This window comes from Halostella sp. PRR32, from assembly GCF_034808085.1.
GTDB lineage: Archaea > Halobacteriota > Halobacteria > Halobacteriales > Natronoarchaeaceae > Halostella > Halostella pelagica.
This window is the reverse complement of the sequence record NZ_JAXHGL010000001.1, coordinates 535,540-562,221: the sequence shown is the minus strand read 5'-3', so window position 1 is coordinate 562,221 and position 26,682 is coordinate 535,540. Positions and strand designations below refer to the sequence as shown.

The following is a 26,682-nucleotide window of genomic DNA, read 5'->3' as shown; positions in this document are numbered from 1 at the left end:
GCGGGCGACGGAGTTACCAGCCTTCGGAGCGATCGCTCGACCATGGACGAACACACGCGGGACTCGTCCGTCGCCCCGCCGACCGGAACGCCGACCGGATGGCGGCCGGACGACGACCTCTGGGAGCACGCCACGCTCCGCCGGGCGACGGTTCACGGCGTCCGCCTCTACAACGCGGGCGAATTCCACGAGTCGCACGACTGCTTCGAGGACGAGTGGTACAACTACGGCCGCGGCTCAACCGAGAGCAAGTTCCTCCACGGGATGGTCCAGGTAGCTGCAGGTGCCTACAAACACTTCGACTTCGAGGACGACGACGGGATGCGTTCGCTGTTCGACACCGCACTCCAGTACTTCTACGACGTTCCGAACGACTTCTACGGCGTCGACCTACTGGACGTGCGCACGACGCTTTCGAACGCGCTGGACGATCCGACGGTGTTGCACGGCTGGCAGATAGCGCTCGACGGGGAGCGGCCGTCCGCCCGCGAGGAGGATTTCGCCTACGCCGACTCTCTGGACGAGTGAATCTCAAGCCACTTCACCGAGGAGGCCCTGGGACACGCTAATGCGAGTCGAACAGGTTGGCGACGGGACGCCGGAGATAGCGGTCGTCGCCGGGATTCACGGTGACGAACCGTGCGGCGTGCGTGCCGTCGAGCGGTTGCTCGACGAACCGCTCACCGTCGACCGCCCGGTGAAGTTCATCGTGGCGAACGAGGAGGCGCTCGACCGCGGGGAGCGGTTCGTCGACACTGACCTCAACCGCGCGTTTCCGGGGGAGTCCGCCGCCGACGAACACGAGCGTCGGCTAGCGGCGGCGATCACGGCGGAGATAGCGGACTGTCTGACTCTGGCGCTGCATTCGACGCAGTCCTACGCCGAGCCGTTCGCCGTCGTCAACGGGATCGACGACACCGCCCGCGATATCTGCCCGCAACTGTCGGTCGCCGCCGTCGTCGAGACGAGCGAGTATATCGAGGGGCGTATCTTCGCCGCGGGTCGGGCTATCGAGATAGAGGCCGGCCTCCAGGGGTCGGACCAGGCCGAGGAGAACGCGCTCCGGATAATCAGGGAGTTCCTCACGGCGACCGGCGTGCTCCCGGGCGACACGATGCGGCGTGACGTACCGGCGTACAAACTGCTCCGGCCGATAGACAAGGAACAGGCGGAGTCGTACGAGGTGTTCGCCGAGAACTTCAAACGCGTCGACGCCGGCGAACCGTTCGCCGCGGCCGACGGGGAGGAACTCACCGCCGAGGACGACTTCTACCCCGTGTTGCTGTCGCCGTACGGCTACGCGAACGTCTTCGGCTACGCGGCAGAGAAAATAGACACCTTATAAAAGAAAGCCCTCGCGAACACCTTGGCAGGTGTTCGCTCGCCCTTTCAATGTCCTCCACGACGCCTTCGGCTCCGCCTCAGGCGTCAGTCCAGGCCCGCCAGTTTGCGCGAGTCGCGGCGATCGCCGCGACACGCTTCGAGTACCTGCTCCCCCGTGCGCTCGACATGAACGCCGAGCGCGGCCCGTCGGTTGGTTCGTGTATGCTTATTCCTCGGACTCAAACTCGACGAGCGTCAGATCCCGGTCCAGCGCGCACGTATCGTGCGGCGGGTCGCCGACGACCTCCTGGATCTGGCGTTCCTCTTTTTCATCCGCGCCGTCGGCGACGCAGAACTCGTGACTCGGGCATTCGACGTGCGGACAGGGGCCTGCGAGGCTGGCCTTGCTCCCCGCGTACGCGTTTCTGGAGGGGACGTTCGCCCGGACGGACGCGGGTTCGACTTCGACGGCGCGGACGCCGCCGTCGTGGAGTGCGCAGTCGAGCGTCTGTGCGTTCTCGCGGACGCCGTCGACGCGGTATTTGACGCCCTCGGAGAGGTTGAGACACTGGTCGCGGTACGGACATCCCTCGCACCCGGAGGCTTCCCCATGGTAGACGAACTCCTCGCCTTCGTTCGCGAGGCGCGCGCCGATGAGCGTGACCTGGGACATGGATTCCCGTTGTTGTCCGCGAAGGTTAAGTCTCTCGTCCGGTTATACTGCCGGACGGAGGCCCATGACGAATTTGGACACACTGGGGTGTCGAATGTCGTCACGACGGTCCGTCCGACAGTATTAGCTCGTCGAGACGTTCAAAGTAGTCCTCGCGGGGGACCTGATACATCTCGCGGTAGTTTATCTCGCCGTTTGCGAACGACCGTGCGGTGTCGAGTACACCCGATACAGCGGCGTCTCTCGTCCCGTACGACGTGCCGCCGTCGTCGACATCGGGTTCGAGATACAGCGTGACGTACCAGTCCGCCCCCGGTGCGGGCGAGGCCCCGGGCCGGCGGGACTCCCGGCGGCCCTTCGTCAGATACAGCGTCGGGAGACAGGCCGCGGGAAACGCGTCCGAATCGAACACGTCGGGGCGATAGGCGAGGATTACCCGGCCATCCGGTTCTTCGTTCCAGACGACCCATCCCTCGGGTGTATCGATATCGGTCATAGTGGACAGTACACCCCCGGTGCCTAAGGCCTTCTCGGACCTATACGACACTAACGGACGTATCCGTCAGCTATAGTAGCCACTGAAAGCCGATGCACGCACCACCGACTCGCACACAGACAGTCGACAGGGTTACTGAGACCGCCGGGTATCACCGTGGGATATATAAAATCCGCTCGTTATGAGGGCCGGAAACGATGAACGGTCCGCATCACTCCGCCGTGTTCCGGAACCTTAATATGTAGAATTATACCTGTAAATATGTTTTGGGTATACACTTAAGTATCTTGGATACTTTTAGATTAAACACTATCGGTGGCCGCCTGCCGCCGGTCCCGCTCTCGCGCTCCGACCCGGTTTCAGACGCAAGCGTTTTCGAACGCTCCCATGGAAGATTCCCGTCGTCGCGCGCGCGAGCGTGGTAATCGACCACACATGTCACGCCACAACGGAAGTACGGTCGGTCCGTCGCGTCGTCCGGTCGGCGGAGTCGGTAGTGTGACCGCGGAGACGTCGAGTGGTCGGTTCGGTGGGCACGCCCCGACATCGCGGGTTCGGCCCCGCGCTCTCCCCTCGTTGGTGACGACGACCTGTCGTACTGTGGATCTACGGGGGTCGCCCCCGATCGAAACGGGGTGGGCAACTAACCGTCCGTGATACAATGACAGGAGACATCGACACACTCGAGGCGTTGAGCGAGGAATACCAGGCATCGGTCCCGGAGGACCTGCGAGCGACGAAGTCGTTCGACTGGTACCTCGAAGAGTTGTACGACGACCCGAAGATAGCCCGCAACGCGCATCAGCGCGTCGCGGACATGTTCGACTACTACGGCACGGAGTACGACGAGGAGGCCGGAGTCGTCGAATACAAGATGGTGTCGGAGGACCCGGTCAACGACGGCGAGAACACCTTTTACGGCCGAGTCATCCATCAGGCGATCCACGAATTCGTCAACAAAGTGAAGTCGTCGGCCCGCGGATTGGGGCCGGAACGACGGATCAAACTCCTGCTCGGTCCGGTCGGCTCCGGTAAGTCCGCCTTCGACCAGCAGATCCGGCAGTATTACGAGGAATACACCATGCGGGACGAGGGTCGGATGTACACGTTCCGCTGGACGAACCTCTGTGACGTCGTCGACGACCAGGACCCGTCCGACGACACGGTCCGGTCGCCGATGAACCAGGACCCGATCGTGTTGATCCCGCAAGAGCAACGCGAGTCGATCATCGACGATCTGAACGAGCGTCTGGACGCCCCCTACTCCATCCGCAACGAGCAATCGCTCGATCCGGAGTCGGAGTTCTACATGGACAGACTGCTCGCGTACTACGACGACGACCTCCAGCAGGTGCTTTCGAACCACATCGAGATCGTCCGGTTCGTCGCCGACGAGAACAAGCGCCAGGGGTTAGAGACGTTCGAACCGAAAGACAAGAAAAACCAGGACGAGACCGAACTTACGGGCGACGTTAACTACTCGAAGATCGCCGTCTACGGCGAGTCCGACCCGCGAGCGTTCGACTATTCGGGCGCGTTCTGTAACGCGAACCGCGGTATCTTCTCCGGCGAGGAACTGCTCAAACTCCAGCGGGAGTTCCTCTATGACTTCCTGCACGCGACGCAGGAACAGACGATCAAGCCGAAGAACAACCCGCGGATCGACATCGACCAGGTGATCGTCGGCCGCACGAACATGCCCGAGTACAAGGACAAGAAAGGCGACGAGAAGATGGAGGCGTTCAACGACAGGACGAAGCGGATCGACTTCCCGTACGTCCTCTCCTACGAACAGGAGGCCGACATCTACCGGAAGATGCTGTCGAACGCCGACGTTCCCGACATCAACGTCGAGCCTCACACCCTGGAGATGGCCGGTCTGTTCGGCGTCCTCACGCGCATCGAGGAGCCCGACACCGAAACCGTCGACCTGCTCCAGAAGACCAAGGCGTACAACGGCGAGGTCGACGAGGGCGACGACATCGACGTGAAGAAGTTACAGGAGGAAGGCGAAGCCAAGGCCGACATCGGCGAAGGGATGGAGGGCGTCTCGCCCCGGTTCATCGGAGACGAGATATCCGAGGCGATCATGGACTCGAAACACCGCGACAGGGGGTTCCTCTCCCCGTTGACGGTGTTTAACTTCTTCGAGGAGAACCTCGAACACCACGGGTCGATCCCGGAGGACAACTTCGAGACGTACTACCGCTACCTCGAAACCGTCCGCGAGGAGTACAAGGAGCGGGCGATAGAGGACGTCCGCCACGCGCTGGCGTACGACATCGACGAGATCCAGCGGCAGGGCGAGAAGTACATGGACCACGTGATGGCGTACATCGACGACAAGACCGTCGAGGACGAACTCACGGGCCGCGAGCAAGAGCCCGACGAGACGTTCCTGCGGTCGGTCGAGGAGAAACTCGACGTTCCGGAGGACCGCAAGGACGACTTCCGCCAGGAGGTATCGAACTGGGTCTCCCGCCGCGCCCGCGAGGGCGAAGCGTTCAACCCGCAGGACAACGAGCGCCTGCGCCGCGCGCTCGAGCGAAAGCTGTGGGAGGACAAGAAACACAACATCAACTTCTCGGCGCTGGTCTCCAGCAACGAGTTCGACGACGACGAGCGCAACCAGTGGATCGACGCCCTGATCGAGCAGGGTTACTCCGAAGCGGGCGCTCGCGAAGTGCTGGAGTTCGCCGGCGCCGAGGTGGCAAAAGCCGAGATGGAGGACTGATGAACCACGGCGACGAGTTCGTCAGCGAGGCCGACCGCGCGCTCGAAGAGACCTACGAGGAGCCGAAGAGCCTGGCGGAGTACGTCGACGAAGTGTTCGAAACGCCGCGGATAGCCTCGCACGCGAGCAAGTACCTCCTCGAAGCTATCGAGGCGGCGGGTACGCGAACCGTCGTCGAGGAGGGCGAGGAGAAAGAGCGGTACCGCTTTTTCGACGATCCGCACAACGACGGCGAACACGCCGTCCTCGGGAACACGGAGGTGTTGAACGCGTTCGTCGACGACCTCCGCTCCATCGCGGCCGGTCGGGGCAAAGACGAGAAGATAGTCTGGTTTGACGGGCCGACGGCGACGGGCAAATCCGAACTCAAGCGCTGCCTGATAAACGGGCTGCGCGAGTACTCGAAGACGCCCGAAGGACGGCGCTACACCGTCGAATGGAACGTCGCCACGGCGGACGACACCCGTGGCCTCTCGTACGGCGAGGAGTCGCCCGTCGACGAGGACCAGTGGTACGAGAGCCCCGTTCAGGCCCACCCATTCTCCGTGTTTCCGGCCGAGGTTCGCGAGGGGCTCCTCGCCGAGTTGAACGCGGACAACGACGACCACATCGACCTGCAGGTCGACGAACGCCTTGACCCGTTCTCCCGCGAGGCGTACGAGTATCTCGAAAAGCAGTACCGCCGACGCGGCGCGTCAGACCTGTTCTCGACGGTGACCGACGACGCCCACCTGCGCGTGAAAAACTACGTCGTGGACGTGGGGCAGGGTATCGGCGTCCTCCACTCCGAGGACGAGGGACAACCGAAGGAGCGACTAGTCGGCACCTGGATGCGGGGCATGCTCCAGGAGCTCGACTCGCGCGGTCGGAAGAACCCGCAGGCGTTCTCCTACGACGGCGTCCTCTCGCAGGGTAACGGCCTGCTGACGGTCGTCGAGGACGCGGCTCAGCACGCCGACCTCCTCCAGAAGCTGCTGAACGTGCCGGACGAGGGGACGGTCAAACTCGACAAGGGGATCGGGATGGACATCGACACGCAGCTAGTCATCATCTCTAACCCCGACCTCGAAGCGAAACTCAACCAGCACGCCGAGAAAAACGGGATGGACCCGCTGAAAGCGCTCAAGCGCCGCCTCGACAAACACGAGTTCACGTATCTCACGAACCGGAGCCTAGAGACAGAACTCATCCGGCGCGAGTTGACCAACGAGACGGCGGTGTGGGACGGCGACGACGACGCGGTCGAGGAGAAGGTCGCGGAACCGCTGACCATCGAGATCAAGGGGTCCGACGGAACCGTCCGCGAACGGGAACTCGCCCCGCACACGGTCGAAGCGGCGTCGCTGTACAGCGTCGTCACGCGCCTCGACGACGAGGACCTGCCCGCCGGTCTCGACCTCGTGGACAAGGCGCTGCTGTTCGACCGGGGCTACCTTCAGGACGGCGACGAGCGCCTCGAAAAAGACGACTTCGAGTTCGCCGACGACGGCGGGGCGAACGGCGAACACGGCATCCCGGTGACGTACACCCGCGACACCATCGCGGACCTCCTCCACGAACGGCCGGACCGCCACCATCCCGAACTGAACGTCGAGGACGTGATCATGCCGCGGGACGTGCTGAACGCGATGGCCGAACGGCTGACTGACGCGCCGGTGTTCTCGCCTGGCGAGCGCACGGAGTTCGAGAACCGCGTCGTCCCCGTGAAAAACCACGTGTTTCAGAGACAGGAAGACGACGTCATCGACGCGATGATGCGCGACCGGCGGGTCGACGAGGAGACCGTCGCCGAGTACGTCGACCACGTGTACGCCTGGGCGACCGACGAGACGCTGGAGAACGAACGCGGCGAACGCGTCGACCCGGACCCGCTGAAGATGAAGGTGTTCGAGACCGAGCATCTAGGCCGGTTCTCTCCGGAGAGCTACGACGGCAACGAGCCGTCGCCTGCGGTCAGGCAGTTCCGGACCGAGAAGGTGATCACCGCGTTGAACCGCCACGCCTGGGAGCGCCGCGACGAGGATTTCTCGGTCGGAGACGGCGACGGTTCGGACTCCTCGACCGCCGAGACGCCGTCGCACAACGTCGACCTGACGGAGATCCCGGTGATCAAGAGCGTCCTCGAATCCCACGACTGGGACGATGTCGCCCGGATATTCGAGGACTTCGACCCGCGGCAGTGGGACGACCCGCCGAGCGGCACCGAGACGGCCGCGGTCAAAGCGGAGACTATCCAGAACATGGTCGAGATGTTCGACTACAGCGAGGCGTCGGCCGAACTGACGAGTCGGCACGTCATGGGACAGGTGAGTTACAAATGGGACTGAAAGACGACCTCGAACGGTTCTACGAGGTGGGCGAACAGCGCCGCGAGGACCTCTCCGACTTCATCCAGTACGGCGATCTGGGACAGAGCCTGCCGAACGAGGTTCGCGTCCCGATCAAGATAGTCGACCTCCCCGAGTTCCAGTACGACCAGCGGGACCAGGGCGGGGTCGGGCAGGGCGACGCCGACGTGGGTGACCCGGTCGGCGAGCCCCAACCTCAACCCGGCGACGGAGACGAGGAGGGCGATCCGGGCGACGAGAGCGGCGAGCACGAGTACTACGAGATGGACCCCGAGAAGTTCGCGGAGGAACTCGACGAGGAACTCGGGCTCGAACTGGACCCGAAAGGAAAGAGCGTCGTCGAGGAAAAGGAGGGGCCGTTCAAGGACCTCACGAAGTCCGGCCCCGACAGCACGCTCGACTTCGAGCGGATGTTCAAGAAGGGGCTCAAGCGGAAGCTCGCGATGGACTTCGACGAGGAGTTCCTCACCGAAGTGCTGAAAGTCGACGGCGTCTCCCCGGACCGGGCGTTCGAGTGGGCACGCGGCGAGTCCATTCCCGTTTCAAAGGCGTGGCTGACCGAGACCTACTCCGACATCCCCGAGAACGAACGCGGCGAGTGGGAGAGCATCGAGCAGGTCGAGGAGAACGTCGAGCGAGAGACCGTCCAACAGCAGATCCGCCGCGAGGGGATCGGCCACGTTCCGTTCCGGCGGGAGGACGAGCGCTATCGTCACCCCGAGATCATCGAGGAAAAGGAGAAAAACGTCGTCGTCGTCAACATCCGCGACGTGAGCGGTTCGATGCGGGAGAAAAAGCGCGAACTGGTCGAGCGGACGTTCACGCCGCTCGACTGGTATCTCCAGGGCAAGTACGACAACGCCGAGTTCGTCTACATCGCCCACGACGCGGAGGCCTGGGAGGTCGAACGCGACGAGTTCTTCGGCATTCGCTCTGGCGGCGGCACGAAGATCTCGTCGGCGTACGAACTGGCCGACGAGTTGCTGCAGGAGTTCCCCTGGAGCGACTGGAACCGCTACGTGTTCGCCGCGGGCGACAGCGAGAACTCGTCGAACGACACCGAGGAGGGGGTCATCCCGTTGATGGAGCAGATCCCGGCGAACCTCCACGCCTACGTGGAGACGCAACCGAGCGGCAACGCCATTAACGCCACCCACGCCGAGGAGGTCGAACGCCACTTCGGCGAGGACAGCGACGATGTCGCCGTGACGTATGTCACCGGTCCCGAGGACGTGACCGACGCGATCTACGACATCCTGAGCACGGAGGACGAATCATGACCAACGAACCGACCACCGCTACGGAGGAACGATGAGCTTCGACCGCTACGAGGCTCGGCGGATCGCCGCCGAGTTACAGGGCCCGGTCGACGACGCCAACGAACTGGCCGAGCGACTCGGTCTGGAGCCCTACCCGGTGAACTACTGGATCGTCGACTACGACGAGATGAACGAGCTCATCGCCTACGACGGCTTCCAGCGGCGGTATCCGCACTGGCGGTGGGGGATGAAATACGACAAGCAGCAAAAGCAGGGCCGCTACGGCGGCGGCAAGGCGTTCGAGATCGTCAACAACGACAACCCATCGCACGCCTTCCTGCAGGAGTCGAATGATCTGGCCGACCAGAAGGCGGTCATCACCCACGTCGAAGCTCACGCCGACTTCTTCGCCAACAACGAGTGGTTCGGCATGTTCGCCGACGACCTGGACGCGGCGGCGATGCTCGAACGCCACGCCCGGAACATCAGCGAGTACATGCAAGACCCCGACATCGACCGCGCGGAGGTCGAGCGCTGGATCGACAACCTGCTCTCGCTAGAGGACAACATCGACCAGCATCAGGTGTTCGACCCGCGGGGGACGCTCGGGGACGACATCGAGGGCGATACGGACGACAAACTGAGCGAACAGCTCGACGAACTCGACGTCTCCGACGAAGTGCGCGAGGAGGTGTTCAGCGACGAGTGGCTCGAACGCCAGAACGAGGACGAGGACGGCGTCTCGTTCCCCGACGTGCCGGAGAAAGACGTGCTCGCGTTCCTCCGAAAGCACGGCAAGCAGTACGACGGCGAGGCGGAGAAAGCCGCCGAGATGGAGCCGTGGCAGCGCGACGTACTCGACATGCTCCGGGCGGAGGCGTACTACTTCGCCGCACAGAAGATGACGAAGGTGATGAACGAGGGGTGGGCCGCGTACTGGGAGTCGATGATGATGGGCGAGGAGGCGTTCGCGACCGCCGACGAGTTCATCAGCTACGCCGACCACCAGGCCAGAGTTCTCGGGTCGCCGGGGCTCAACCCGTACAAGCTCGGCAAGGAGCTGTGGGAGTACATCGAGAACACGACGAACCGGCGGGAAGTCGTCGAGAAGCTCCTGCGAGTCGACGGAATCACCTGGCGTAACTTCACCGACACCGTCGACTTCGAGCGAGTGCTCTCGGCGTTGGAACCGCCGGAAGCGCTGGACCGTCTCTCCTCGGACACGCTGGACGAAGTGGCCGAACTGCCGGACGAGTTCGTCGACCGCGAGGCCCTGGAGAACGCTCGCGACGGCGAGATAGATGTCGACCGCTACCCCTGGAAGGTCCTGACCTACGAGGGACTGGCGCGTCGGCATTACTCGCTCGTCAAGCCACAGTACCGCGGATTCCTGGCCAGTGTCGGCCAGAGCGACCTCGAACGCATCGGCCGATATATGTTCGACGACGCGGTGTACGACGACGTGGAGGCCGCGCTCGACGACATCGACTTCACCCGCGGCTGGGACCGGATGCGCGAGATCCGCGAATCCCACAACGACGTGACGTTCCTCGACGAGTTCCTCACCCAGGAGTTCGTCGACGAGAACGAGTACTTCACGTACGAGTACTCGCAGGCCGCCGGACAGAACCGCGTCGCCAGCACGGAGTACGAGGACGTGAAAAAGAAACTGCTGCTCCAGTTCACTAACTTCGGCAAGCCGACTATCGGCGTCTACGACGGCAACTACAACAACCGGAACGAACTGCTGTTAGGTCATCACTACAACGGCGTCATGCTGGACATCCAGCAGGCCAAGCGGACGCTAGAACGCGTCTTCGAACTGTGGGGCCGCCCCGTCAACCTCATGACCATCGTCAAGGAGGTCGACGAACACGACATCGAGGTCGCGAAGCGCCGCGACAAGGAACCGGACCCCGAAGAACGAGGGAAACTGATCCGCTACGACGGGGAAGAACACACTATCGAGGACCTCTCGTGGGAGGAAGTCGAAGATATCGCCGCATCCGACGTGGATTACGACACCAAACCCGACGAATGGCTCGCCTGAGGCGTCTGTACGGATCCGTTCCCGCCGTAATTTTCGGGTAGAATATAGTTATACTTATACGACGGGTCCGTCTCGGTATTCGTTGATGACCGCGTCATCTAACAGGATAGAGATCACCGAGCGGCGGCCTCCCGACGGAGGTGTCCCGTCGTGACCGGTCGTCGCGATTTCCTCCGGAAAGCCGCTATCGCCGGCGTCGGGACGGCGGCGGGCGTGTTTGCCCTCCCGTCAACGCCGGAAGCCAGCGACGCCCTGATGTCGGATGAGCGGTCCCCCTCCGCGAACGCGACTGATCAGTCGCTCTCGGTAACGGCCGAAGACACATCGCCGTACGCGCTGTGGCAGTACAAGAAACGGGACGGCGGCTACGCGCCGACGAGTCCGATAAACGTCGTGTTCCCCCTCTCAGAGACGGAGCGGGGATTAGACGACGTGATGGACGTCCTGTTCGACGCCGGTTGGTACTCGCTTCCGGTCGAATACGTCCGATACGCGTGGAACCGCAAACGGGAGGCGTACGAACACCAGCAGGCCACCGCCGCCGAGACGTTTTACGGGACCGTCGGACGGCGACACGTGCGGTGCTGGGAACTGGAAGGGGCCGTATCGATGCAAGCACACGAAGATACGGCGGCGACGCCGAACCACGGCATCGAATCGTACCGACAGGCCCAGCGCCGTATCGAACAGTTGTTCGACGAGGCGGGATGGACCGTCGACGAATCTCAACGGTTCGCAAACGAGAAATCGCCCGACCACGACGGTCACGTGACCGTGATCCGGCCGTGAACTACCGCCGGTTCTCGCTCCCGGCGCAACCGCTCGGTACGCACCTTCTCGGGGACACCCGACTGCGAACGCTCGTCGGGATCGGCTATCTGGTTGTTCTCACCGCAGTTGTGGTCGCGAGTACCGTTTCCACCCGAACGACGGTGGCCGGTGCTCCCATCGCCACGCTGTCGCCGGCATTCGACACCCTCTTCTGGGCGCTCATAATCCTCGTCGTACTGTCGACGTTCGTGGTGCCTATCGTGTACGCGCTGTTCAACGGCGGTCCCGTCATCGCCTTTCTCATCGCCGTCGCGCCCGAACTCGTCGTCTACGTCACGACTGGGACGCTCCATCTCACCCCCGACTTCACGCTCGGACTCGTGTTCGGAGCGTTCGCGGCTGTCCTCGCGGTGTACGTCAGCGGGTATCGGTCGTACAGGTCCCTGTCACCGGGGTCTCACGCGGACTTAGACGACGCGTTACTGTTCTCGACGGCGGTTGCCGTCGTGGGGACGGTCGCCCTCGCGCGCCTGTACGTCGAGGGCCCGTCGTCGATGGCGGCCCGGACGGAACCGTACGGCGTCGTCGTCGTTCCGACCGTCGCAATGGTCGTGTACGGCTGGCTGACGCGGCTTCGCGCCCAGTAACGACGTTTTTTCCCGGTCGTCGCCGTCGCATCGATTATGACCGAGCGACTGTCCGTCGACACCGGCGAACGACTGACCACCGTCGACGTGACCGACCGCGTCGCCGCGGCCGTCCCCGACGGCGCGAACGGCGTCTGTACCGCGTTCGTCCGCCACACGACTGCCGCGCTGGTCGTTCAGGAGAACGAGTCCGGCCTCCGGGGCGATATCGAAGGGTTCCTCGCCGACCTCGTGCCCGACGAGGGACACGCACACGACCGCATAGACGACAATGCGGATTCGCACCTGCGGGCGACGGTGCTCGGCCCGGACGTCAGCGTCCCAGTCACGGACGGCGACCTCGAACTGGGAACCTGGCAGTCGATACTCCTCGTCGAGTGCGACGGCCCGCGGTCGCGGGAGGTAGCTGTTGCGGTGACCGACTGACGGCGTCGTGGCGGTAGCTAACTGACAGCGTCGGGGAAGGGTCTGGCGAGCGCCGCGGAGAAGTTCGAGTGCGTGTCCGTCAACGTCGACCTTCAGGTGGCCGGGGGCGGCACCTCACCGTCGACGACCATCCCGTCGAGGCGGCAAACGGATACGACGGACCGCGTCCCGCGTTCCGCCTCCCATCGCGCGGCGTTGTAGCGGTTGAACGAAGAGAGCACCGGGAAGACCGAGCGGTGGAACGTCGCGGTGCTCTCCTCGTCAGAGAGTCCGACAGGATGCGTTGAGACGGTGCCGTCGAGGCCGTTCGCAGCGAGGTTCCCCCATGAAAGGGTTTTCACCGGGAGGCGAGTTGTAATTTTCCCGGTCGATGACCGACCATAGACAGAAGTGTGTGACTCGGTAAACTACCACAAGTATTACGGCGATACCCTCTGAAAAGTTAAATATGAGCAACGATGCAACAGGCAACGCACTCGTCGACTGGTACAGCGACAACGTCGCCAGACCGCACACGTCCGACGAGGCGTACGGCTACTGGGCGTTCGTCGTCGGGTCAGTGCTCGGCGTCCTCGGTTTCGTCCTCTTTCTCCTGAGTACAACGGCGACGAAGGGGACCTCTATCTTCTGGACGTACCGGTCGCTGTCGTTCTCGGTCGGCGCGCTGGCGCTGCCGGTACTGATGTACGGGTTCGTCGTCGTGTTGCCGTTGCGCGAACGGGCTACGAAGGTCGCGTATCTGGGCTTGGCGGTCAGCCTCTTATCGGTGGTCGCCTTCCTCTGGGCGTACCCCGATAGTTGGAACGTGAACACGGGCGATCTCAGCCCGATCATCCTTTCGGTGTACGCGCTGGGAATCGGCATCGAAGTGGTCGCCGCCTTCCTGTTCCCCGCGGTCTCCAACGAAGCGCCGGTAGAACCTGCGACGGGACCCGGCGTCGTCGAAGCGGCGACCGACGACACCGGTTCCGGAGAGAGTTCCGCCGACGCGAGTAAGGCGACGTTTGAACTCTATCAGGACCGGAAGAGCGAGTGGCGCTGGCGGCTCCGACACGACAACGGGAACGTCGTCGCCGACGGCGGTGAAGGGTACACGGACGAACGTAACGCGAAGAAAGGCATCGAGAGCGTGCGAAAGAACGCCCCCGGTGCGGCTGTCGACCGCCGCGAGACGCCGCCGGCGGACGCCGCACCGGCGGTAGACGGTGAAGACGACCCCTCGACCGCCGCCGAACCGGTCGAGGACCCCGCCGAGTCGCTGCCCGAACCGGACGATGAACCCTCGGACGGCGCAACCGTAGAAGTGTACGAGGATCGCGGCGGTAACTGGCGCTGGCGGCTCCGACACGACAACGGAAACGTCATCGCCGACGGCGGCGAGGGGTACTCCTCGCGGCGCGCTCTGGAGGACGCGGTCGACCGACTGACGAACCGGGTCGCCGACGCGGACACGCTGGAACACGACCCCGCGGCGTTCGAGATCTACCGCGACAACGCGGACGAATGGCGCTGGCGGCTCCGGCATCGTAACGGCCGCATCATCGCGGACGGCGGCGAGGGGTACGCCTCCCGACGCAACGCCGTCGAGGCCGTCGACCGCGTCCGCGACCGCGTCGAGGACGGACCCGAGATGTACGAGGACGCCGCCGGCCGCTACCGCTGGCGTCTGGTCGCGGACAACGGCGAGATCATCGCCGACAGTAGCCAGGGGTACGCTTCAGAGTCGGGAGCCCAGGACGGCTTCGGGCGCGTCCGCCGATACGCGCCCGAGGCGGACGCGCTACAGTTCGACCCCCTCGGCTTCGAGGTGTACGAGGACGCCGCCGGCCGCTACCGCTGGCGGCTTCGCCACCGCAACGGAAACATCGTCGCCGACGGCGGCGAGGGGTACACGTCGAAACAGAACGCGAAGAAGGGGATCGCCGCGGTGCAACGAACCGCGCCCGGGGCGGCCGTCGTCGAACGGTAACGGCAGCAGTTCCGTTTCGTTGCCTTTCGTCCGGGTGAGTACGGCGTCGCGGCAGCCGTCAGGAGATCAGTTGCGCGCCTTCCTCCGAGAGTTCGACAGTGACGTCCTGACGCGTCTGCTCGCTGATCTGGTCGAGGTTTCGCGTAAGAACGTCCAGAATATCTTCGGGTTCGGGGTACACCAGCATGTTCTGGTCGTCGTCCTCCATCGTCAACTGGGTGTCGGACAGGGCGATCTGGTCGTTTTCGATGCTGGCTACGACGGCCGGCAGGGTCTCCTCGCCGCCGGGGTCACCCTCCGCGACTCTGGTGATGTACAGCGAGTCGAGACCGATGAGGTCCTTGTACTCCCGGATCTGCTCCGCGCAGTTCACCATGTCCCGCGTGATCGCGGTTTTCTCCGGGTTGCCGTGCGTCCCCTCGTAACACTGCTTGCAGATCCGCAGTTCCATTCGCATATCCGGATTTCCGACGGCGACGGTATTAACTGTCGGCTGTAATACCGACGGACGTGAATCTGTTCGGCCCACGTCACGCGGCTTCAGACCTACTGGACACGTATCCAACCTCCGGAAGTGAAATCCCGGCGCACCGGCCGCAGTCAGGTCCGCAGTTGTTACAAGTTCTTCCGGCGATAGTGGACCGTATGACAGAGTTCGAGAGCGACGAAGAGCGCGTGGAGTGTCTCCGGGAGATCGCTGACGACGTCCGCGGCGGCAGTTCAGAGAGCGAACAGATCGCCGCTATCCTCTACCGCGTCAGCGATCTCTACGACGCGGACGAGGAGACGACCCCGAAAGACATCTACCTGAACGTCCGGAACATCCTGAACGTGAAAGAGAGCGGCGGCCTCGAACGGTAGCGACCCGACCGCGCGAACGGTTAGCGCGACGACGGCGGAGAACAGCCACCGCGGTCGTTTTTACGCTGGATGCGCTTTGCCCACGTGTGGACGCACACCAACAGGACACCTCGAACCCGTTCGGCATGGACGAGGACTGCGAGAACTGTCCCGCCCTCTGCGAGACGCGCGCGCAGATAGTACACGGGTACGGGGACGTCGGCGCGGACTTCGTTTTCGTCGGCGAGCGTCCCGGCCCGGGTGCGGACGAGACCGGCGTTCCGTTCACCGGCGACGAACGGGCCGAGGCGTTCCTCTCTATCCTCCGCCGTCTCGGCCTCTGTGGGTCGCCGGCGGACAGCGACGAACCCGAGCTAGCGAACGCCTTTCTCACGCTACTGACGCGCTGTCGCGACCCGGAACGCCCGCCGACTGACGAGGAAGTCATCACGTGTGAACCGTATCTCAACGCCGAGATCCGAATGATAAATCCCGAGATCCTCGTCCCGGTCGGCGAACGGGCGTTACGCGAGCTAGCGACGGAATACACGACGACCCCGGCGGACGAGTTCGACGTCGTAGACGACCACGCAACGACGGTTCGCGGTCGCGGGTTCGAACTGGTGCCGATGGTCGACCCCGCGGACCAGACCGAAGAACAGACGCAGACGTTCGTCGAGCGCTTCTCGGAACTGATGGCGAGCGATTACCGCCAGACGAAGGGCCGGCGGAGTCGATAGGCCCGATAGGACAGACCCCCTCCGGGGCGGCCTCACCAGTACGGCGTGGACCGCCGCTCCGTCCACCCGAGAGCGACGAACGCCGCCACCGTGGCGGCGATAAGAGCGGCCGTCGCCAGTGCCGCGGTTTCGACGTCAGCGAGAACGAAACCGAGTGTGCTGACCGCGAGCAGTCCGACGAGCAACACCGCGAGGCCCGCTGACGGCTTCGACCAGTGCATGACCAGTGATACGGCCCCCACTCGGATAAAACGGCGCGCCTAAGTCTCCGGGACCCGGATAGACAGGTATGACAGTCGTTGCAGTACTGGCCGATCCGCCGCGAGAGGACGTCGTCTTGCCACGCCTGCCCGACACGTCGCCGCTCTCGGCGGCGGAGGCGGTAGACCTCTACGAGGCGATGCTGAAGGACGTGGTCACCGCCGTGGCGGGAAGCGGGGCGGAGCTGTTGGTCAACTACCGCGACGACGAGGACCTACCCGAGGGTGACGGTCGTTCCGAGGCGCAGCTCCGCGCCGTCGTCGCAGACGCGCTGGGAGACGCCGACGGGGCGCGCTTCGAGGTACAGGTCGGGTCGTCGTACGCCGCCCGAATGGGCAACACGATGACCCACTTGCTGGAGTCTGAGAGCGTCCAGTCCGCCGCGGTCGTCTCCCCGGCCGCACCGCTCGTCGACCGAAAAGAGATCGACAACGCGGCGATGAAGCTCCGCAGGAACGAGGTCGTCCTCGGTCCAGCGGACGACGGCCGCACGTACTACGCGGGATTCACCGAGACGATCGATTTCGAGAGCGCTGACACCCCACCGGTTCTGGAGACGCTGACGGACCGCGGCGTGGACGCGGGGCACGAAGTCGACTATCTCCCGATGCTGCCGGTCGTCGAAACCGGGCGAGACCTGGCTTCCGTCGTCTCGCTGGTCCGCTCGCGGACCCGTGCGGGACGCATCATCCCGGAGTACACCGCGACGGTCATCGCCGATTACGGCCTCACAGTCGACGTCGCGGACGACGGGACGCCGAGGCTCCGTCGGGACTGATCACTCCACGTCGAACGCGACGGCGACCGTCGGCCCCCAGTGGACGAACCGGTAGCGGCCAGCAGGGAGGTCCGGGCAGACCTCCAGATCGAACGGATGGTCCTCGACGAGGCCGTTTTCGGTCATCTCGATGGTCCAGTTGAACCCCTCGCCGGGCGGGTGGAGAATCGCTTCGTCAGTGTAGCCGAAGTGTTCGGCGCTGGTGCTTCCGCGGACGTCTTCCCACCCCGCTTCCGTCCGGACCTGCAGACTGTACTTGTGTCGGTTTCCGGTGGTCTGTTCCTCGTCGGTAACGTTTGTCAGCGTCACGTCGATTGTGTCGCCGCGTTCGACCGTCGTTTCGTCCACGCGCAGGGCGAAGCTGGGTTCGCCGTCGTTGCCCGTCGCTTCCCCCCAGGAAACGTCGCTATCGTCGAACCACGACGGGTGACGCTCGAACGCGTCGTCCTCGCAGGAGAGTTCCGGTGGGATGTTCGCGGGGTCGCCGTCGGGGCGCACGTGTCCGGGGAGTTCGGAGGGTGCGGGGGAGAGCGAATCGCTCGCCGACACCTCCAGTTCTGTCTCGTCGTCCCACCCGTCAGTGACGGAGAGCGTCGCGCGGGAGACGGGAGTCCCGTCGAACTGCGCCCGGACGAGCACTGCGGGGAACGAGACGGTCTGGACGCACATATCGTCCTCGTGGCCGTCGTCGTCTACCGCCGAAACCGAGCCGACGAGGCGGTCGTCATCCAGCGAGAGGTCGTCGAGTTCGACGTGATAGCAGGCAGTCGGCGCTGCGACCGTGACTGAGAGTAACACCGACGAATCGAAGTCGGTCCCCTCGACAGCGTTCTGAACTTTGTCGGACGCATCGTAGCCGAAAGCCGCCCGTGCGCGTTTCTCGCTGTCTATCACGAGCGATCGCGCCGTCGTGCTGTCGTCGTACCAGTTCGGGGTCCCATCAGATCCGGAGAACTGGACGACCTCGTAGTCAAGCAGTTTCCGGTCCTGGTTACTCCGGTTAGTCGTGTCAGTCGGATCGGATTCGTCGTCAGCCGAGCCGAGACAGCCGGCGACCGCCGTTCCGAGCGCAATTCCGCCGATCTGGAGGGCTTCTCTTCGGTTCAGGGGAGGCATACCCGAAGATACCGTCCTATCGTCAAAGGGCCTTGTGTAAACTACAATCCCGGTTGAAGTCATCCGAACGTCCCGGCGAGCGCACCTCCTCTCCGCTCGTCCACGGGCTCGACGCGAACGGTCAAATCCGATACTTCTTAAACCGGCCGCTGCATAGCTGGTCACGAGGTGGGGTGGCAGAGCGGACTATTGCGCCTGCCTTGAGAGCAGGTGGCCCCAAGGCCTCATGGGTTCGAATCCCATCCCCACCGTTTTGCGAGGAACGGACGTGACGAGCGAACCGTCTTCGCATAGTTCGAATCCCGTCTCTTACCGGTACGCCGGTTGTTTCCCAAACTCCAGACCGATCGCTGTGCCGACGATTTCACGGACCAGAAACATATTTACACGCCGGTGAGATAGTAAACACCGAATGGCGGAGAGTGGCGAGCGGACGGGCGAGAGGACGACGGTTCTCGTGGCAGACGACGAGCCGAAGGTAGCGGACCTGTACGCCCAGTATCTCGACTCCGAGTTCGACGTACGGACGGCATACAACGGCTCGGAGGCGTTAGAACTCGCCGACGGCGTGGACGTGGTACTGCTCGACCGGCAGATGCCCGACAAATCGGGCGACGACGTGCTGAACGAACTCAGGGACAGCGGGAATAACTGTCAGGTCGTCATGGTGACGGCGCTGGAACCGACGATGGACGTGGTCGACATGCCGTTCGACGACTACGTCGTCAAACCGGCCCAGAAGGACGATCTGATAGCGGTCGTGGAGGCCCAGGTCGTGCGGGCGACCTACGACACCCGCTTCCGGGAATATCTACGGCTGAAATCGAAGATCGACGTTCTCAGAGAGGAGATGGACTCCGAGGAACTGGTGGAGAGCGACCGCTTCGAGATGCTGACCGTCCTCGCGGAGTCGCTGTACGACGACCTCAGGGAGATGATCGAGGAGCACGACTCGCTCGACGATGACGCGGGTCCCGAAGAACTCGTCGAACCCTGACTGACGGGACGAGGGCCGACTGTTCTACCACGCCGGATCGAGGTCGAGCGCCCGCCGTAACAGGCTCTCGTCGTACGCTGTCGCCGTCTGTTCCGGCCGGACGGCGTCGATGTGGTGGACCGTCCGCACCGTGTTTGCGAAGTTCTTGAACGTCGCCTCGTCCACCATCTGGCCGTCGAGCGTGACGGCTCCGGTCCCCTCGGTCTTCGCGTCTTCGAACCGCTCTATCTTGCTCACGTCGCGCCGGAGTTCCTCGCTCGTGGGCATGTGGATCCGGTTCGCCTGTACCGTCTGTTTCGGGTAGAGCGACCAGCTACCGTCCAGGCCGACCGTCGCCTCGCGCTCGACCTGGTCGGCGTAGGCGTCGCCGTTGTAAAACCTGACGCCGGCACGCTCGCGGAACAGGTCATCGAACGGCCCGCCGACCGCGACGAGGTCGTTCGCGCTGGCCTCGTTCGAGAGGTCGGCGAGGAGACCGTCCCACATCGGACGGTCGCCGTCGATGGCCCGTCCGCCGAGTTCCGCGGTGTAGTCGACGGGTCCGAAAACGAGACCCGCGAGCCGCGAATCGCCGCCGAACCGCGCTATCTCGCGGAGGTCCGACTTCGCGCGAGCCGTCTCTACGATGACCGAGAGTTCCACGCTCCCGTCGGACAGGCTGTACTCGCGTTCGGCCTCAGCGACGGCGCTGGCGGCGCGTTCGACGTCCTCGGCGCGGCCGACTTTCGGCACGACCACGCCGTCGATAGCGTCGCCGGCCTCTCGAACGAGCGTCTCGATCTCCTCGCGGCCCCGGCTCCTGTCTCGATCGCTGTCGTACCCCCACTGCACGCGAGGCCATATCTCGCCGCCGAAGTCAACCCCGCCGCGGAGCCGCTCGACGGTGTTTTCCAGCGCCTCGTCTTTCCGGTTCGGAGCGGTACCGTCTTCGAGGTCCGGCACGAGCCAGTCGGGGGCCTGAAACCCTTCCGCGTCGAGCCCGGAGTCGAGGTATTTCGCCGAGTTCTCTTTCGGAACGGCGGCCGGTGCGGTCTGGAACGTTCGACAGAGTCGTGTCATCGGATGATCGCCTCTCTGGTGCCGGAGTAGACCGGCGTCCGGTTCTGGTTGAACGCGACGTGACGGAATCGGACGAGCCCGCAGTCGGCCGGGCCGCGGTCCGGATCAGCGCCGAGGACGCGCGTGAACCCGTACACGGTGTCGCCCGGCGTGACGAACGTGTGAAACCGCTCGTCGCCGTACGCCAGTTCGCGGTAGGTCCGTTCGTCGGAGCGGGCGTGGCCCAGTGCGATGGAGCGCGTCACGTCGCCGTAGGTGACGATGTCGCCAGACGGCGAGTCGGCCATGTAGTCGGCGTCGTGATGTTGCTTCGCGGTGTTCAGCGTCGACAGGGGGAGCCCGGAGACGAGCGTGTCGTCCATCGTCCTCCCTCGTTCGTGGCGGTACGCGACGGCGGCGTCGCGGTCCTCGGCGCGGTCGAGCACCGCCCGGAAGTCCGCGAACGACGGGCCGTCGGGCACGACCAGTTCGCCCGGGAGCGACGGCGGGTCGTCCTCGTCAGAGACGGTGTCGGACGCCGGTTCGCCGCCGTCCGTTTCGAGCGGTTCCCGCCGCGGGACCATGTTCGTCCGCTCGTAGGAGAGCAGTATTTCGCCGGTGTCGGCGTCTCTCCCCCGGGTCTCCCAGGTGACGATGCCGTACTCGGGGCGCGAACTCGACGAGCGCGTCGCCTCGACCGTCGACTCCACGCGGAGTTCAGTCCCCGGATAAACCTCAGGGTCGTGCAACTGGACGCCGTCACGACCGAGAAAGTAGCCGCCCTTCTCGCTCAGGTCCTCGACGCTTGGCCCCATCGTACAGGCAAGCAGGTAGTCCGGGTGGATCGGCGGTTCGTCGAACCCGCGCTCTCTGGCGGCGTCGGTTCGCCAGTACGTCGGGTCGTGGTTGAGCGTCTGGCTCATCCACTGGTCGTTGCCGTGGCGGGACAGCCGGATCCCGGCGTCGTGGGCGATCTCATCGCCCTCACCGAACGCCTCGAAGTAGTTGCCCTTCTCCAGCGTCTCGGCGCGGTCGAGGGCGGCGGCGAAGGTGTCGGGGTCGGTCCATTCCGTCATTGGCGGACACCTCCGGTGGCGCGATTCCCTTGCTCGCGGGTCGCTTTGCTCCCCGCTCGCTTTACCGAGGACTCCGCTAACGCTTCGTCCTCTCTATCCTCTCTAGTCATCGGCTGTCACCTCCCGCGTCGCGCCGTCGCGGCGAGCGAGCGCCCGCCGCATCTCGTTGGTGACGACCATGAACCCCTCGTCGAACCCCATGCCGGGTTTCGCGAGCACCTGCGCGGCGTCGGTCGCCAGTGCTACGTGAGCGCAGGCGCGGGCAGAGGTCACCGTTTCGTTGCACGTGCCGCCGAGGTACGCCCGGGTGTCGGTTCCCTCGCAGTAGCGGACGGCCTCGCCGCTTCGGTGGATGCCGCCCAGGTCCGGCGTCTTCACCTGGACGACGTCCGCCGCGCCCTCGTCGACGAACGCCCGCACGTCGTCGAAGGTGTTGCACCACTCGTCGGCGACGATGTCGACGTCGACGCCCGCGTCGGCCAGAGCGTCCCGGAGTTCCGCCATTGCGTGGATCTGCTCCGCGCGGCCGCCGGCGTCCATCGGCCCTTCGACCTGGACCGGATACGGCGCGGCGGCGGCGCGGAGGTCGGCGAAGTAGTCCGATATCTCGGGCCGGTCGTACGGTGGCCCGAACACGTCGCCGAACGTGCCGTACACGTCGACGTGGAACCGGGGCGCGTACTCGTCGGGGCCGAGTTCCCGGGCGCGGGTCGAGAGCCAGTCGAGGTAGTCGGCGAGTTTCTCGCCGTCCCGGCCGACCTTCTCGACGCTGTTGAACAGGCCGTGCGGGAGGACCGGAACGCCCTTTATCAGCATCTTCTCGGCGTTGTCGCGGCGAGCGTCTCCGGACTGGCCGAACACCGGAACTGGACGGTCGGCGGGCGTCGCGTTCAGCGCTGTTGCCAGCACGTCCGTCCTCGTCACCTTGCGGGCGTGGGCCGCGGCGGCGAGCAGCGCCTGCGAGACGCCGTACCGGACTGCGGTGTGGAGCGAGTCGCCGTCCGGGGACGTGAGGCCTTCGACGGCCGCCGCGTTCTCGGCGAACGTCACCGGGTCACGGCCGGTCAACGCGTCGGCGACGCGTCCCTCGACGACATCGGCGTAGCGCTCGGCGCGAAACAGCGGATCCCGACCGCCCGCACCGGAGTACTGGACGGCCGCGCAGTCGCCCGAGACGACCGTGCCGTCGGAGAGTTCGAGGTCCACGGTGAGCGCCTCGCCCGCCTCGCGGACGCTGTCGAACCCGGGCGTCACGGGCTCGCCTTCGTACGAGAACCCGTTCTGCTCGGCCCCGGACGTGATCGCTCGCTGGTCGTCGAAGAAAAAGCCCGAGACGGCGGGGACCGCGCTGACCGCTTCAATCCGCATCGGTCTCTCCCCCCGTGGGACGGCCGATGAGTTTCCCGTCGCTGATGGCGTCCACGTCGTCTGCGACCATCGCGAACGAGCGGTCCCGGTCCTCGCTCCGGGCGCGGTCGTCGAGTCGTGCCTCGTGGATCTCTTTCGTTTCGTCGGAGACGGCGAGATCCGAGAACGCGAAGATACGGACCCGGCCGTCGTCGTCTCTCGCCGGGAGAACGTCCCCCGCCGCGCTGTCGCTGGGGGCGAACGGGACGTCAAGCGCGCCTGACTCGAACGCGCGAACGACGCCGCGGGCGACATCGCCGTCCCCGTGTTCGTACACGGCGTCCATCAGCGAGCGGGTCGCCCGTTCGATGAGTTCCTGTTCCTCGCCGATACCGTCGATGGTGATGTCCTGCTCGATTAGCATGTCGATCAGCTGTCGCGTGGTACGGAGCCCCGCGGCGTTCGCCTCCTTGGTTGGAACGCCCTGGAACTCCTGCGGTGACTTCGTGATGACTTTGTCCGGTCGCGCGATGGCAGCGGTAGCAGCGCCGAGGCCGATGACGCCGTTCGCGCGCGCCTCGTCGGGCGGGAACCCGCCCATCCACTCGTGGAAGACGGTTGTAACCGTGACTTCGTCGGGGAGAAACTCCTCGCCCAGTTCCCGCAGAGCGCGGAGCGCGGCTACGTCCTGCACGACGTTGCCGACCTGGCCGTAGCCGAGCGTGAGCGACCGGACGCCCTGCGTGGCCGCGAGCAGTCCCTCGACGAGCATCACCGCGATGGCGATGCAGGGCGGGACGAGCGTTCCGGTCAGCGGCCCGAACGGTTCGCGGTTGATCCGCACGCCGCGTTCGGTGTACGCGCCGGCGAGGCGGTCGACGTACTGCCAGTGTTCGATGGTCTGTTCCAGGCTCCCTTCCTTCGTGTAGGGAATGTTGTAGGAGACGGGACCGCCCTCGAAACTCTGGAACCCGCCCGCGAACGTCACCGCCGCCAGCAGGCGGGCGTCGGGGGTGCCGTGTCGGACCTCGATCGGTCGGTCGAGCGCCTCGATCAGTTCGCGACAACCGGAGACGCCGTGATTGACCGCCGGGAAGCCGTTGAGCGTGTCGTCGCCCGACTCTCGGGCGTCTTCGAGCCCCTGCTTTGCCTTTCCGTACTCGTTGTCCCGCGTGTACGAGTCGATGGTAGTCGGGAGCAGGTCAGCGAGGCCGTCCTGCTCCAGATGTCGGAGGAGGTCTATCTGGTCGTCGAGGCACGGAACGCCGGCACGCGGTTGAAGGAGCGGACGGTCCGCCGTTTCCAGCACGCGGGCGAACTGCTTCTCCCGCGGGAGCGACTCGTGGTACGCGACCGCTTCCTCGAAGTCCACGTCGTCGCCCGTGTGCCAGTTCCCGCGGACCGCCTCGTCGATTCGTTGCAACTCGCCGGAGGGGAGGCGTTCGTCGCGTATCATCTACGCGCTGACCCGCTCCTCCGTCTCCGCGTTTCTGTGTCCGAGGTCCTGTCGCAGAGCAGCGATAGCTTCCTGTGGGTCGGTTTCGGAGTCGAAGACGCGGTCGAACCCGAGGCGGCGGAACCGTTCGCGCGTCGCCTCGAAGTCGTTCTGTCCGACCGCGAGGTTCCCGCCGATGTAGGTCACTGCATCGGTGCCCGCGTCACGGAGAGTTTCGTGGAAGCCCTGGCAGTCCTGTTCGGCGTGGCCGTAGAGCGAAGAGACCAGTACAGCCTCGGCGTCGTGTTCAGCCGCCGCGCTGGCGAACTCCTGCTGTGATGACTGCACGCCGAGATTGACGACGTCGAACCCGGCCGCTTCCATCGTCTGTTCCAAGATCGTGATCCCGACGACGTGGGCGTCGGAACCGATCACGCCGAGGATGACTGTCTGGGCCATCGGTATCAGTGCGGACGAGAGAGTTCCGGATAAACTTAATGGTCTATAATGATAATACTCATTAAACACGTTTGGACACCGGTGTGACACACAACCACATTCATAATGATCTATAACGTGCTTTTTTCACCGCTCCCCTCGGACCCCTGGCCATGGGAGCGCTCGACGACTTGCGCGTGCTCGATCTGACGCAAGTGCTCGCCGGACCGTACTGTACGATGTTGCTCGCGGACATGGGCGCGGACGTGGTAAAGGTCGAACGTCCAGGAGGTGACCTGATCCGGTCGAATCCGCCGTTCGTGGACGACCCCGAATCGGAAGCGTACGGAGGGTACTTCCAGAGCGTCAACCGCGGCAAGCGGAGTCTCGAACTCGATTTCGGGGACGAAACGGACCGTGCGGCCTTCCTCGACTTGGTCGAACACGCGGATATCGTCGTCGAGAACTACAGCGCGGGCACGATGGAACAGTTCGATCTCGGATACGAAACGCTCACCGAGCGTAATTCGGAGCTTATCTACAGTTCTATCCGCGGGTTCGGCGACCCACGAACGGGCGAAACCCATCGACAGGGGCTACCCTCGTTCGACCTGGTCGCCCAGGCGCTCGGCGGCGTGATGGAGATCACGGGCCCGGAGGACGGCCCGCCCACGAAAGTCGGCCCTGGAATCGGCGACCTCTTCACCGCCGTGTTGAACGCCGTGGGGATCCTGGGAGCGGTCCACCACCGCGACCGAACCGGAGAGGGGCAGTACGTCGACACCGGCATGTACGATGCGATGGTGTCGCTGTGCGAGCGGACAGTGTACCAGTACTCCTACACCGGCGACGCGCCGACTCGTCAGGGGAACTCCCACCCGACGCTGTTTCCCTACAACGCCTTCGAAACTGCGGACGGCCACGTCGTCGTCGCGGCATTCGGAAACGCGCACTGGCAGACGCTCTGTGAAGCGATGGACCGCCCGGACCTCGCGGCCGAGTACCCGGATCCCGAGAGCCGCCTCCGGCACCGCGAATCGCTCCGGGACACCATCGCGGACTGGACCGCCTCACGCCCGACGGACGGCGTCCTCGACGCGCTCGACGGCATTCCGGTCGCGCCTGTCCAGACCACCGCCGACGTGTTCGAGGACGCCCACGTCCGCGACCGCGAGATGCTCGTCCCGGTCGAGCAGCCGGGCGCGGACCGTGAAGTTACCATCGCCGGATCGCCGATCAAGATGACCGAAACGCCGCCGGAACCCGGCGGCCGCGCTCCACTGCTCGACGAACACCGGAGAGAGATACTCGGCGAGAGTTCGGGGCCGGACGGCGATATCTCGGGGCGATCTCCGGAAGCCGGCGACGACTGACCGTCTCCGCCGAAGCGGGGTTTCCCAGGAGGTAGCGACTCCGGCGGCGCATCGAGAACTGCCGCGGCATCGACACCGCGTAAGAGTAATCCTTTTGCGACGCCCGTCCAACACCCGCGTATGGACTGGCCCCACGACCCGGACGACGACAAGGGCAGCGAAGGGAAGCGCAAGTACGGGATGGCGATACTGGCGAAGAAACTCGACGACGAGGAGGACTTCCCGCTCGACGTCGCGGCCTTCGTCGACGAACACGGAGACGAACCGCTCCGTCTCAACCACCGCCGCGTCGTCAGCGTCGCGGACGTGTTCGAATACGTCGAGGAAGACGAGTTCGAGGACATCGTCTCGTTCCACAAGGGCGTCGGCCGCGCGATGCGCGCCGGCAACTTCTGGGAGTACCACCCGAAAGGCGACGATCCCGGAACGAATCCGGCGTAGATCGGCAGTTCAATTTTCCCGGCGTTTCGACCGAACCGAACGCAGGTTCAACAGTAACAGCCACGCTAGGCGAGCGCGTCGGGATCTGTCGCGTCGGGTTGGTCCG

General features: G+C 64.6%; 26 protein-coding genes, 1 tRNA gene and 1 pseudogene. 17 read left to right on the top strand and 11 right to left on the bottom strand.

Annotation, left to right across the window (positions count from 1 at the left end):
* Window positions 1–42: 42 nt before the first annotated feature.
* Together SM753_RS03055 and SM753_RS03050 are read left to right on the top strand one after the other, a co-directional pair.
* Window positions 43–528, top strand: a complete 486-nt coding sequence (locus SM753_RS03055; RefSeq protein WP_323190499.1) for a DUF309 domain-containing protein — start codon at window positions 43–45, stop codon at window positions 526–528.
* Window positions 529–568: 40 nt separating this feature from the next.
* A complete protein-coding gene (locus tag SM753_RS03050) occupies window positions 569–1,345 on the top strand; it encodes a succinylglutamate desuccinylase/aspartoacylase family protein (RefSeq protein WP_323190498.1) in 777 nt (258 codons plus the stop codon).
* Window positions 1,346–1,549: 204 nt separating this feature from the next.
* Here the strand turns inward: SM753_RS03050 and SM753_RS03045 are convergent, their stop codons facing one another.
* Both SM753_RS03045 and SM753_RS03040 read right to left on the bottom strand, forming a co-directional pair.
* Window positions 1,550–1,996 (bottom strand): UPF0179 family protein, encoded by a 447-nt coding sequence (locus SM753_RS03045; protein WP_138797743.1) that lies wholly within the window; start codon window positions 1,994–1,996, stop codon window positions 1,550–1,552.
* Window positions 1,997–2,096: 100 nt separating this feature from the next.
* A complete protein-coding gene (locus SM753_RS03040; protein ID WP_323190497.1) occupies window positions 2,097–2,492 on the bottom strand; it encodes a DUF5820 family protein in 396 nt (131 codons plus the stop codon).
* Window positions 2,493–3,153: 661 nt separating this feature from the next.
* On the opposite strand from SM753_RS03040, the gene SM753_RS03035 reads away from it, so the two are divergent.
* The 7 genes from SM753_RS03035 to SM753_RS03005 all read left to right on the top strand — a co-directional run bounded on the left by SM753_RS03035 (window position 3,154) and on the right by SM753_RS03005 (window position 12,727).
* A complete protein-coding gene (locus SM753_RS03035) occupies window positions 3,154–5,226 on the top strand; it encodes a serine protein kinase PrkA (protein WP_323190496.1) in 2,073 nt (690 codons plus the stop codon).
* On the top strand, window positions 5,226–7,553 hold the full coding sequence (locus tag SM753_RS03030; protein WP_323190495.1) for a kinase anchor protein: 2,328 nt from the start codon (window positions 5,226–5,228) through the stop codon (window positions 7,551–7,553). Before SM753_RS03035 ends, SM753_RS03030 begins: the two co-directional genes overlap by 1 nt.
* A complete protein-coding gene (locus SM753_RS03025; protein WP_323190494.1) occupies window positions 7,544–8,854 on the top strand; it encodes a YeaH/YhbH family protein in 1,311 nt (436 codons plus the stop codon). Before SM753_RS03030 ends, SM753_RS03025 begins: the two co-directional genes overlap by 10 nt.
* A 31-nt stretch (window positions 8,855–8,885) precedes the next feature.
* A complete protein-coding gene (locus tag SM753_RS03020) occupies window positions 8,886–10,883 on the top strand; it encodes a SpoVR family protein (protein ID WP_135534558.1) in 1,998 nt (665 codons plus the stop codon).
* Window positions 10,884–11,033: 150 nt separating this feature from the next.
* Window positions 11,034–11,672 (top strand): twin-arginine translocation signal domain-containing protein, encoded by a 639-nt coding sequence (locus SM753_RS03015; protein WP_323190493.1) that lies wholly within the window; start codon window positions 11,034–11,036, stop codon window positions 11,670–11,672.
* Complete coding sequence (locus SM753_RS03010) at window positions 11,669–12,301, top strand: hypothetical protein (RefSeq protein WP_323190492.1); 633 nt, start codon at window positions 11,669–11,671, stop codon at window positions 12,299–12,301. Before SM753_RS03015 ends, SM753_RS03010 begins: the two co-directional genes overlap by 4 nt.
* A 36-nt stretch (window positions 12,302–12,337) precedes the next feature.
* Window positions 12,338–12,727, top strand: a complete 390-nt coding sequence (locus SM753_RS03005) for a secondary thiamine-phosphate synthase enzyme YjbQ (RefSeq protein WP_323190491.1) — start codon at window positions 12,338–12,340, stop codon at window positions 12,725–12,727.
* Window positions 12,728–12,819: 92 nt separating this feature from the next.
* Here the strand turns inward: SM753_RS03005 and SM753_RS03000 are convergent, their stop codons facing one another.
* Window positions 12,820–13,068: a hypothetical protein gene (locus tag SM753_RS03000; RefSeq protein WP_323190490.1), complete on the bottom strand. Its 249-nt coding sequence runs from the start codon at window positions 13,066–13,068 to the stop codon at window positions 12,820–12,822.
* A gap of 107 nt (window positions 13,069–13,175) precedes the next feature.
* Between SM753_RS03000 and SM753_RS02995 the strand changes: the two genes are divergently transcribed.
* Window positions 13,176–14,696, top strand: a complete 1,521-nt coding sequence (locus SM753_RS02995; protein ID WP_323190489.1) for an HVO_2922 family protein — start codon at window positions 13,176–13,178, stop codon at window positions 14,694–14,696.
* A 58-nt stretch (window positions 14,697–14,754) separates the two neighbouring features.
* On the opposite strand, the gene SM753_RS02990 is transcribed toward SM753_RS02995, so the two are convergent.
* On the bottom strand, window positions 14,755–15,153 hold the full coding sequence (locus SM753_RS02990; RefSeq protein ID WP_135534553.1) for a hypothetical protein: 399 nt from the start codon (window positions 15,151–15,153) through the stop codon (window positions 14,755–14,757).
* A 194-nt stretch (window positions 15,154–15,347) separates the two neighbouring features.
* Between SM753_RS02990 and SM753_RS02985 the strand changes: the two are divergent.
* Window positions 15,348–15,557: pseudogene (locus SM753_RS02985) on the top strand (hypothetical protein); the annotation flags it as partial.
* 86 nt (window positions 15,558–15,643) lie between these two features.
* Entirely contained in the window at window positions 15,644–16,276 is a 633-nt protein-coding gene (locus SM753_RS02980) for a uracil-DNA glycosylase (RefSeq protein ID WP_323190488.1), read from the top strand.
* 32 nt (window positions 16,277–16,308) lie between these two features.
* Here the strand turns inward: SM753_RS02980 and SM753_RS02975 are convergent, their stop codons facing one another.
* A complete protein-coding gene (locus tag SM753_RS02975) occupies window positions 16,309–16,497 on the bottom strand; it encodes a hypothetical protein (protein ID WP_138797733.1) in 189 nt (62 codons plus the stop codon).
* A 68-nt stretch (window positions 16,498–16,565) separates the two neighbouring features.
* Here SM753_RS02975 and SM753_RS02970 point away from each other — a divergent pair, with 68 nt between their 5' ends.
* On the top strand, window positions 16,566–17,315 hold the full coding sequence (locus SM753_RS02970) for a DUF2064 domain-containing protein (protein WP_323190487.1): 750 nt from the start codon (window positions 16,566–16,568) through the stop codon (window positions 17,313–17,315).
* Here the strand turns inward: SM753_RS02970 and SM753_RS02965 are convergent, their stop codons facing one another.
* The gene (locus SM753_RS02965) at window positions 17,316–18,431 is read right to left on the bottom strand and encodes a hypothetical protein (protein ID WP_323190486.1); all 1,116 of its coding nucleotides are present in this window, start codon (window positions 18,429–18,431) and stop codon (window positions 17,316–17,318) included.
* A gap of 167 nt (window positions 18,432–18,598) precedes the next feature.
* On the opposite strand from SM753_RS02965, the gene SM753_RS02960 reads away from it, so the two are divergent.
* Together SM753_RS02960 and SM753_RS02955 are read left to right on the top strand one after the other, a co-directional pair.
* A tRNA-Ser gene (locus tag SM753_RS02960) sits at window positions 18,599–18,682 on the top strand.
* A 161-nt stretch (window positions 18,683–18,843) separates the two neighbouring features.
* The gene (locus SM753_RS02955; protein WP_323190485.1) at window positions 18,844–19,428 is read left to right on the top strand and encodes a response regulator; all 585 of its coding nucleotides are present in this window, start codon (window positions 18,844–18,846) and stop codon (window positions 19,426–19,428) included.
* 24 nt (window positions 19,429–19,452) lie between these two features.
* On the opposite strand, the gene citE is transcribed toward SM753_RS02955, so the two are convergent.
* The 5 genes from citE to glmS form a co-directional block, all read right to left on the bottom strand.
* Window positions 19,453–20,487: an L-malyl-CoA/beta-methylmalyl-CoA lyase gene (gene citE / locus SM753_RS02950; protein WP_323190484.1), complete on the bottom strand. Its 1,035-nt coding sequence runs from the start codon at window positions 20,485–20,487 to the stop codon at window positions 19,453–19,455.
* Window positions 20,484–21,542, bottom strand: coding sequence for a 2-methylfumaryl-CoA hydratase (gene mch, locus SM753_RS02945; protein WP_323190483.1), 1,059 nt, complete (start codon window positions 21,540–21,542; stop codon window positions 20,484–20,486). The genes citE and mch overlap by 4 nt, the downstream gene beginning before the upstream one ends.
* Window positions 21,543–21,644: 102 nt before the next feature.
* The gene (locus SM753_RS02940; protein WP_323190482.1) at window positions 21,645–22,910 is read right to left on the bottom strand and encodes a methylaspartate ammonia-lyase; all 1,266 of its coding nucleotides are present in this window, start codon (window positions 22,908–22,910) and stop codon (window positions 21,645–21,647) included.
* Complete coding sequence (locus SM753_RS02935) at window positions 22,900–24,345, bottom strand: methylaspartate mutase subunit E (protein ID WP_323190481.1); 1,446 nt, start codon at window positions 24,343–24,345, stop codon at window positions 22,900–22,902. The genes SM753_RS02940 and SM753_RS02935 overlap by 11 nt, the downstream gene beginning before the upstream one ends.
* Entirely contained in the window at window positions 24,346–24,783 is a 438-nt protein-coding gene (gene glmS / locus SM753_RS02930) for a methylaspartate mutase subunit S (protein ID WP_135534542.1), read from the bottom strand.
* 152 nt (window positions 24,784–24,935) lie between these two features.
* Here glmS and mct point away from each other — a divergent pair, with 152 nt between their 5' ends.
* Together mct and SM753_RS02920 are read left to right on the top strand one after the other, a co-directional pair.
* Window positions 24,936–26,135, top strand: a complete 1,200-nt coding sequence (gene mct / locus SM753_RS02925; RefSeq protein WP_323190480.1) for a succinyl-CoA:mesaconate CoA-transferase — start codon at window positions 24,936–24,938, stop codon at window positions 26,133–26,135.
* A gap of 120 nt (window positions 26,136–26,255) precedes the next feature.
* Window positions 26,256–26,576, top strand: a complete 321-nt coding sequence (locus SM753_RS02920) for a DUF5785 family protein (protein WP_138797723.1) — start codon at window positions 26,256–26,258, stop codon at window positions 26,574–26,576.
* Window positions 26,577–26,682: the final 106 nt, after the last annotated feature.

Coding starts and splice junctions, on each gene's coding strand:
- SM753_RS03055 (WP_323190499.1), top strand. CDS start 43: ATGGACGAACACACGCGGGACTCGTCCGTCGCCCCGCCGACCGGAACG.
- SM753_RS03050 (WP_323190498.1), top strand. CDS start 569: ATGCGAGTCGAACAGGTTGGCGACGGGACGCCGGAGATAGCGGTCGTC.
- SM753_RS03045 (WP_138797743.1), bottom strand. CDS start 1,996: ATGTCCCAGGTCACGCTCATCGGCGCGCGCCTCGCGAACGAAGGCGAG.
- SM753_RS03040 (WP_323190497.1), bottom strand. CDS start 2,492: ATGACCGATATCGATACACCCGAGGGATGGGTCGTCTGGAACGAAGAA.
- SM753_RS03035 (WP_323190496.1), top strand. CDS start 3,154: ATGACAGGAGACATCGACACACTCGAGGCGTTGAGCGAGGAATACCAG.
- SM753_RS03030 (WP_323190495.1), top strand. CDS start 5,226: ATGAACCACGGCGACGAGTTCGTCAGCGAGGCCGACCGCGCGCTCGAA.
- SM753_RS03025 (WP_323190494.1), top strand. CDS start 7,544: ATGGGACTGAAAGACGACCTCGAACGGTTCTACGAGGTGGGCGAACAG.
- SM753_RS03020 (WP_135534558.1), top strand. CDS start 8,886: ATGAGCTTCGACCGCTACGAGGCTCGGCGGATCGCCGCCGAGTTACAG.
- SM753_RS03005 (WP_323190491.1), top strand. CDS start 12,338: ATGACCGAGCGACTGTCCGTCGACACCGGCGAACGACTGACCACCGTC.
- SM753_RS02995 (WP_323190489.1), top strand. CDS start 13,176: ATGAGCAACGATGCAACAGGCAACGCACTCGTCGACTGGTACAGCGAC.
- SM753_RS02990 (WP_135534553.1), bottom strand. CDS start 15,153: ATGCGAATGGAACTGCGGATCTGCAAGCAGTGTTACGAGGGGACGCAC.
- SM753_RS02975 (WP_138797733.1), bottom strand. CDS start 16,497: ATGCACTGGTCGAAGCCGTCAGCGGGCCTCGCGGTGTTGCTCGTCGGA.
- SM753_RS02970 (WP_323190487.1), top strand. CDS start 16,566: ATGACAGTCGTTGCAGTACTGGCCGATCCGCCGCGAGAGGACGTCGTC.
- SM753_RS02965 (WP_323190486.1), bottom strand. CDS start 18,431: ATGCCTCCCCTGAACCGAAGAGAAGCCCTCCAGATCGGCGGAATTGCG.
- SM753_RS02955 (WP_323190485.1), top strand. CDS start 18,844: ATGGCGGAGAGTGGCGAGCGGACGGGCGAGAGGACGACGGTTCTCGTG.
- citE (WP_323190484.1), bottom strand. CDS start 20,487: ATGACACGACTCTGTCGAACGTTCCAGACCGCACCGGCCGCCGTTCCG.
- mch (WP_323190483.1), bottom strand. CDS start 21,542: ATGACGGAATGGACCGACCCCGACACCTTCGCCGCCGCCCTCGACCGC.
- SM753_RS02940 (WP_323190482.1), bottom strand. CDS start 22,910: ATGCGGATTGAAGCGGTCAGCGCGGTCCCCGCCGTCTCGGGCTTTTTC.
- SM753_RS02935 (WP_323190481.1), bottom strand. CDS start 24,345: ATGATACGCGACGAACGCCTCCCCTCCGGCGAGTTGCAACGAATCGAC.
- glmS (WP_135534542.1), bottom strand. CDS start 24,783: ATGGCCCAGACAGTCATCCTCGGCGTGATCGGTTCCGACGCCCACGTC.
- mct (WP_323190480.1), top strand. CDS start 24,936: ATGGGAGCGCTCGACGACTTGCGCGTGCTCGATCTGACGCAAGTGCTC.
- SM753_RS02920 (WP_138797723.1), top strand. CDS start 26,256: ATGGACTGGCCCCACGACCCGGACGACGACAAGGGCAGCGAAGGGAAG.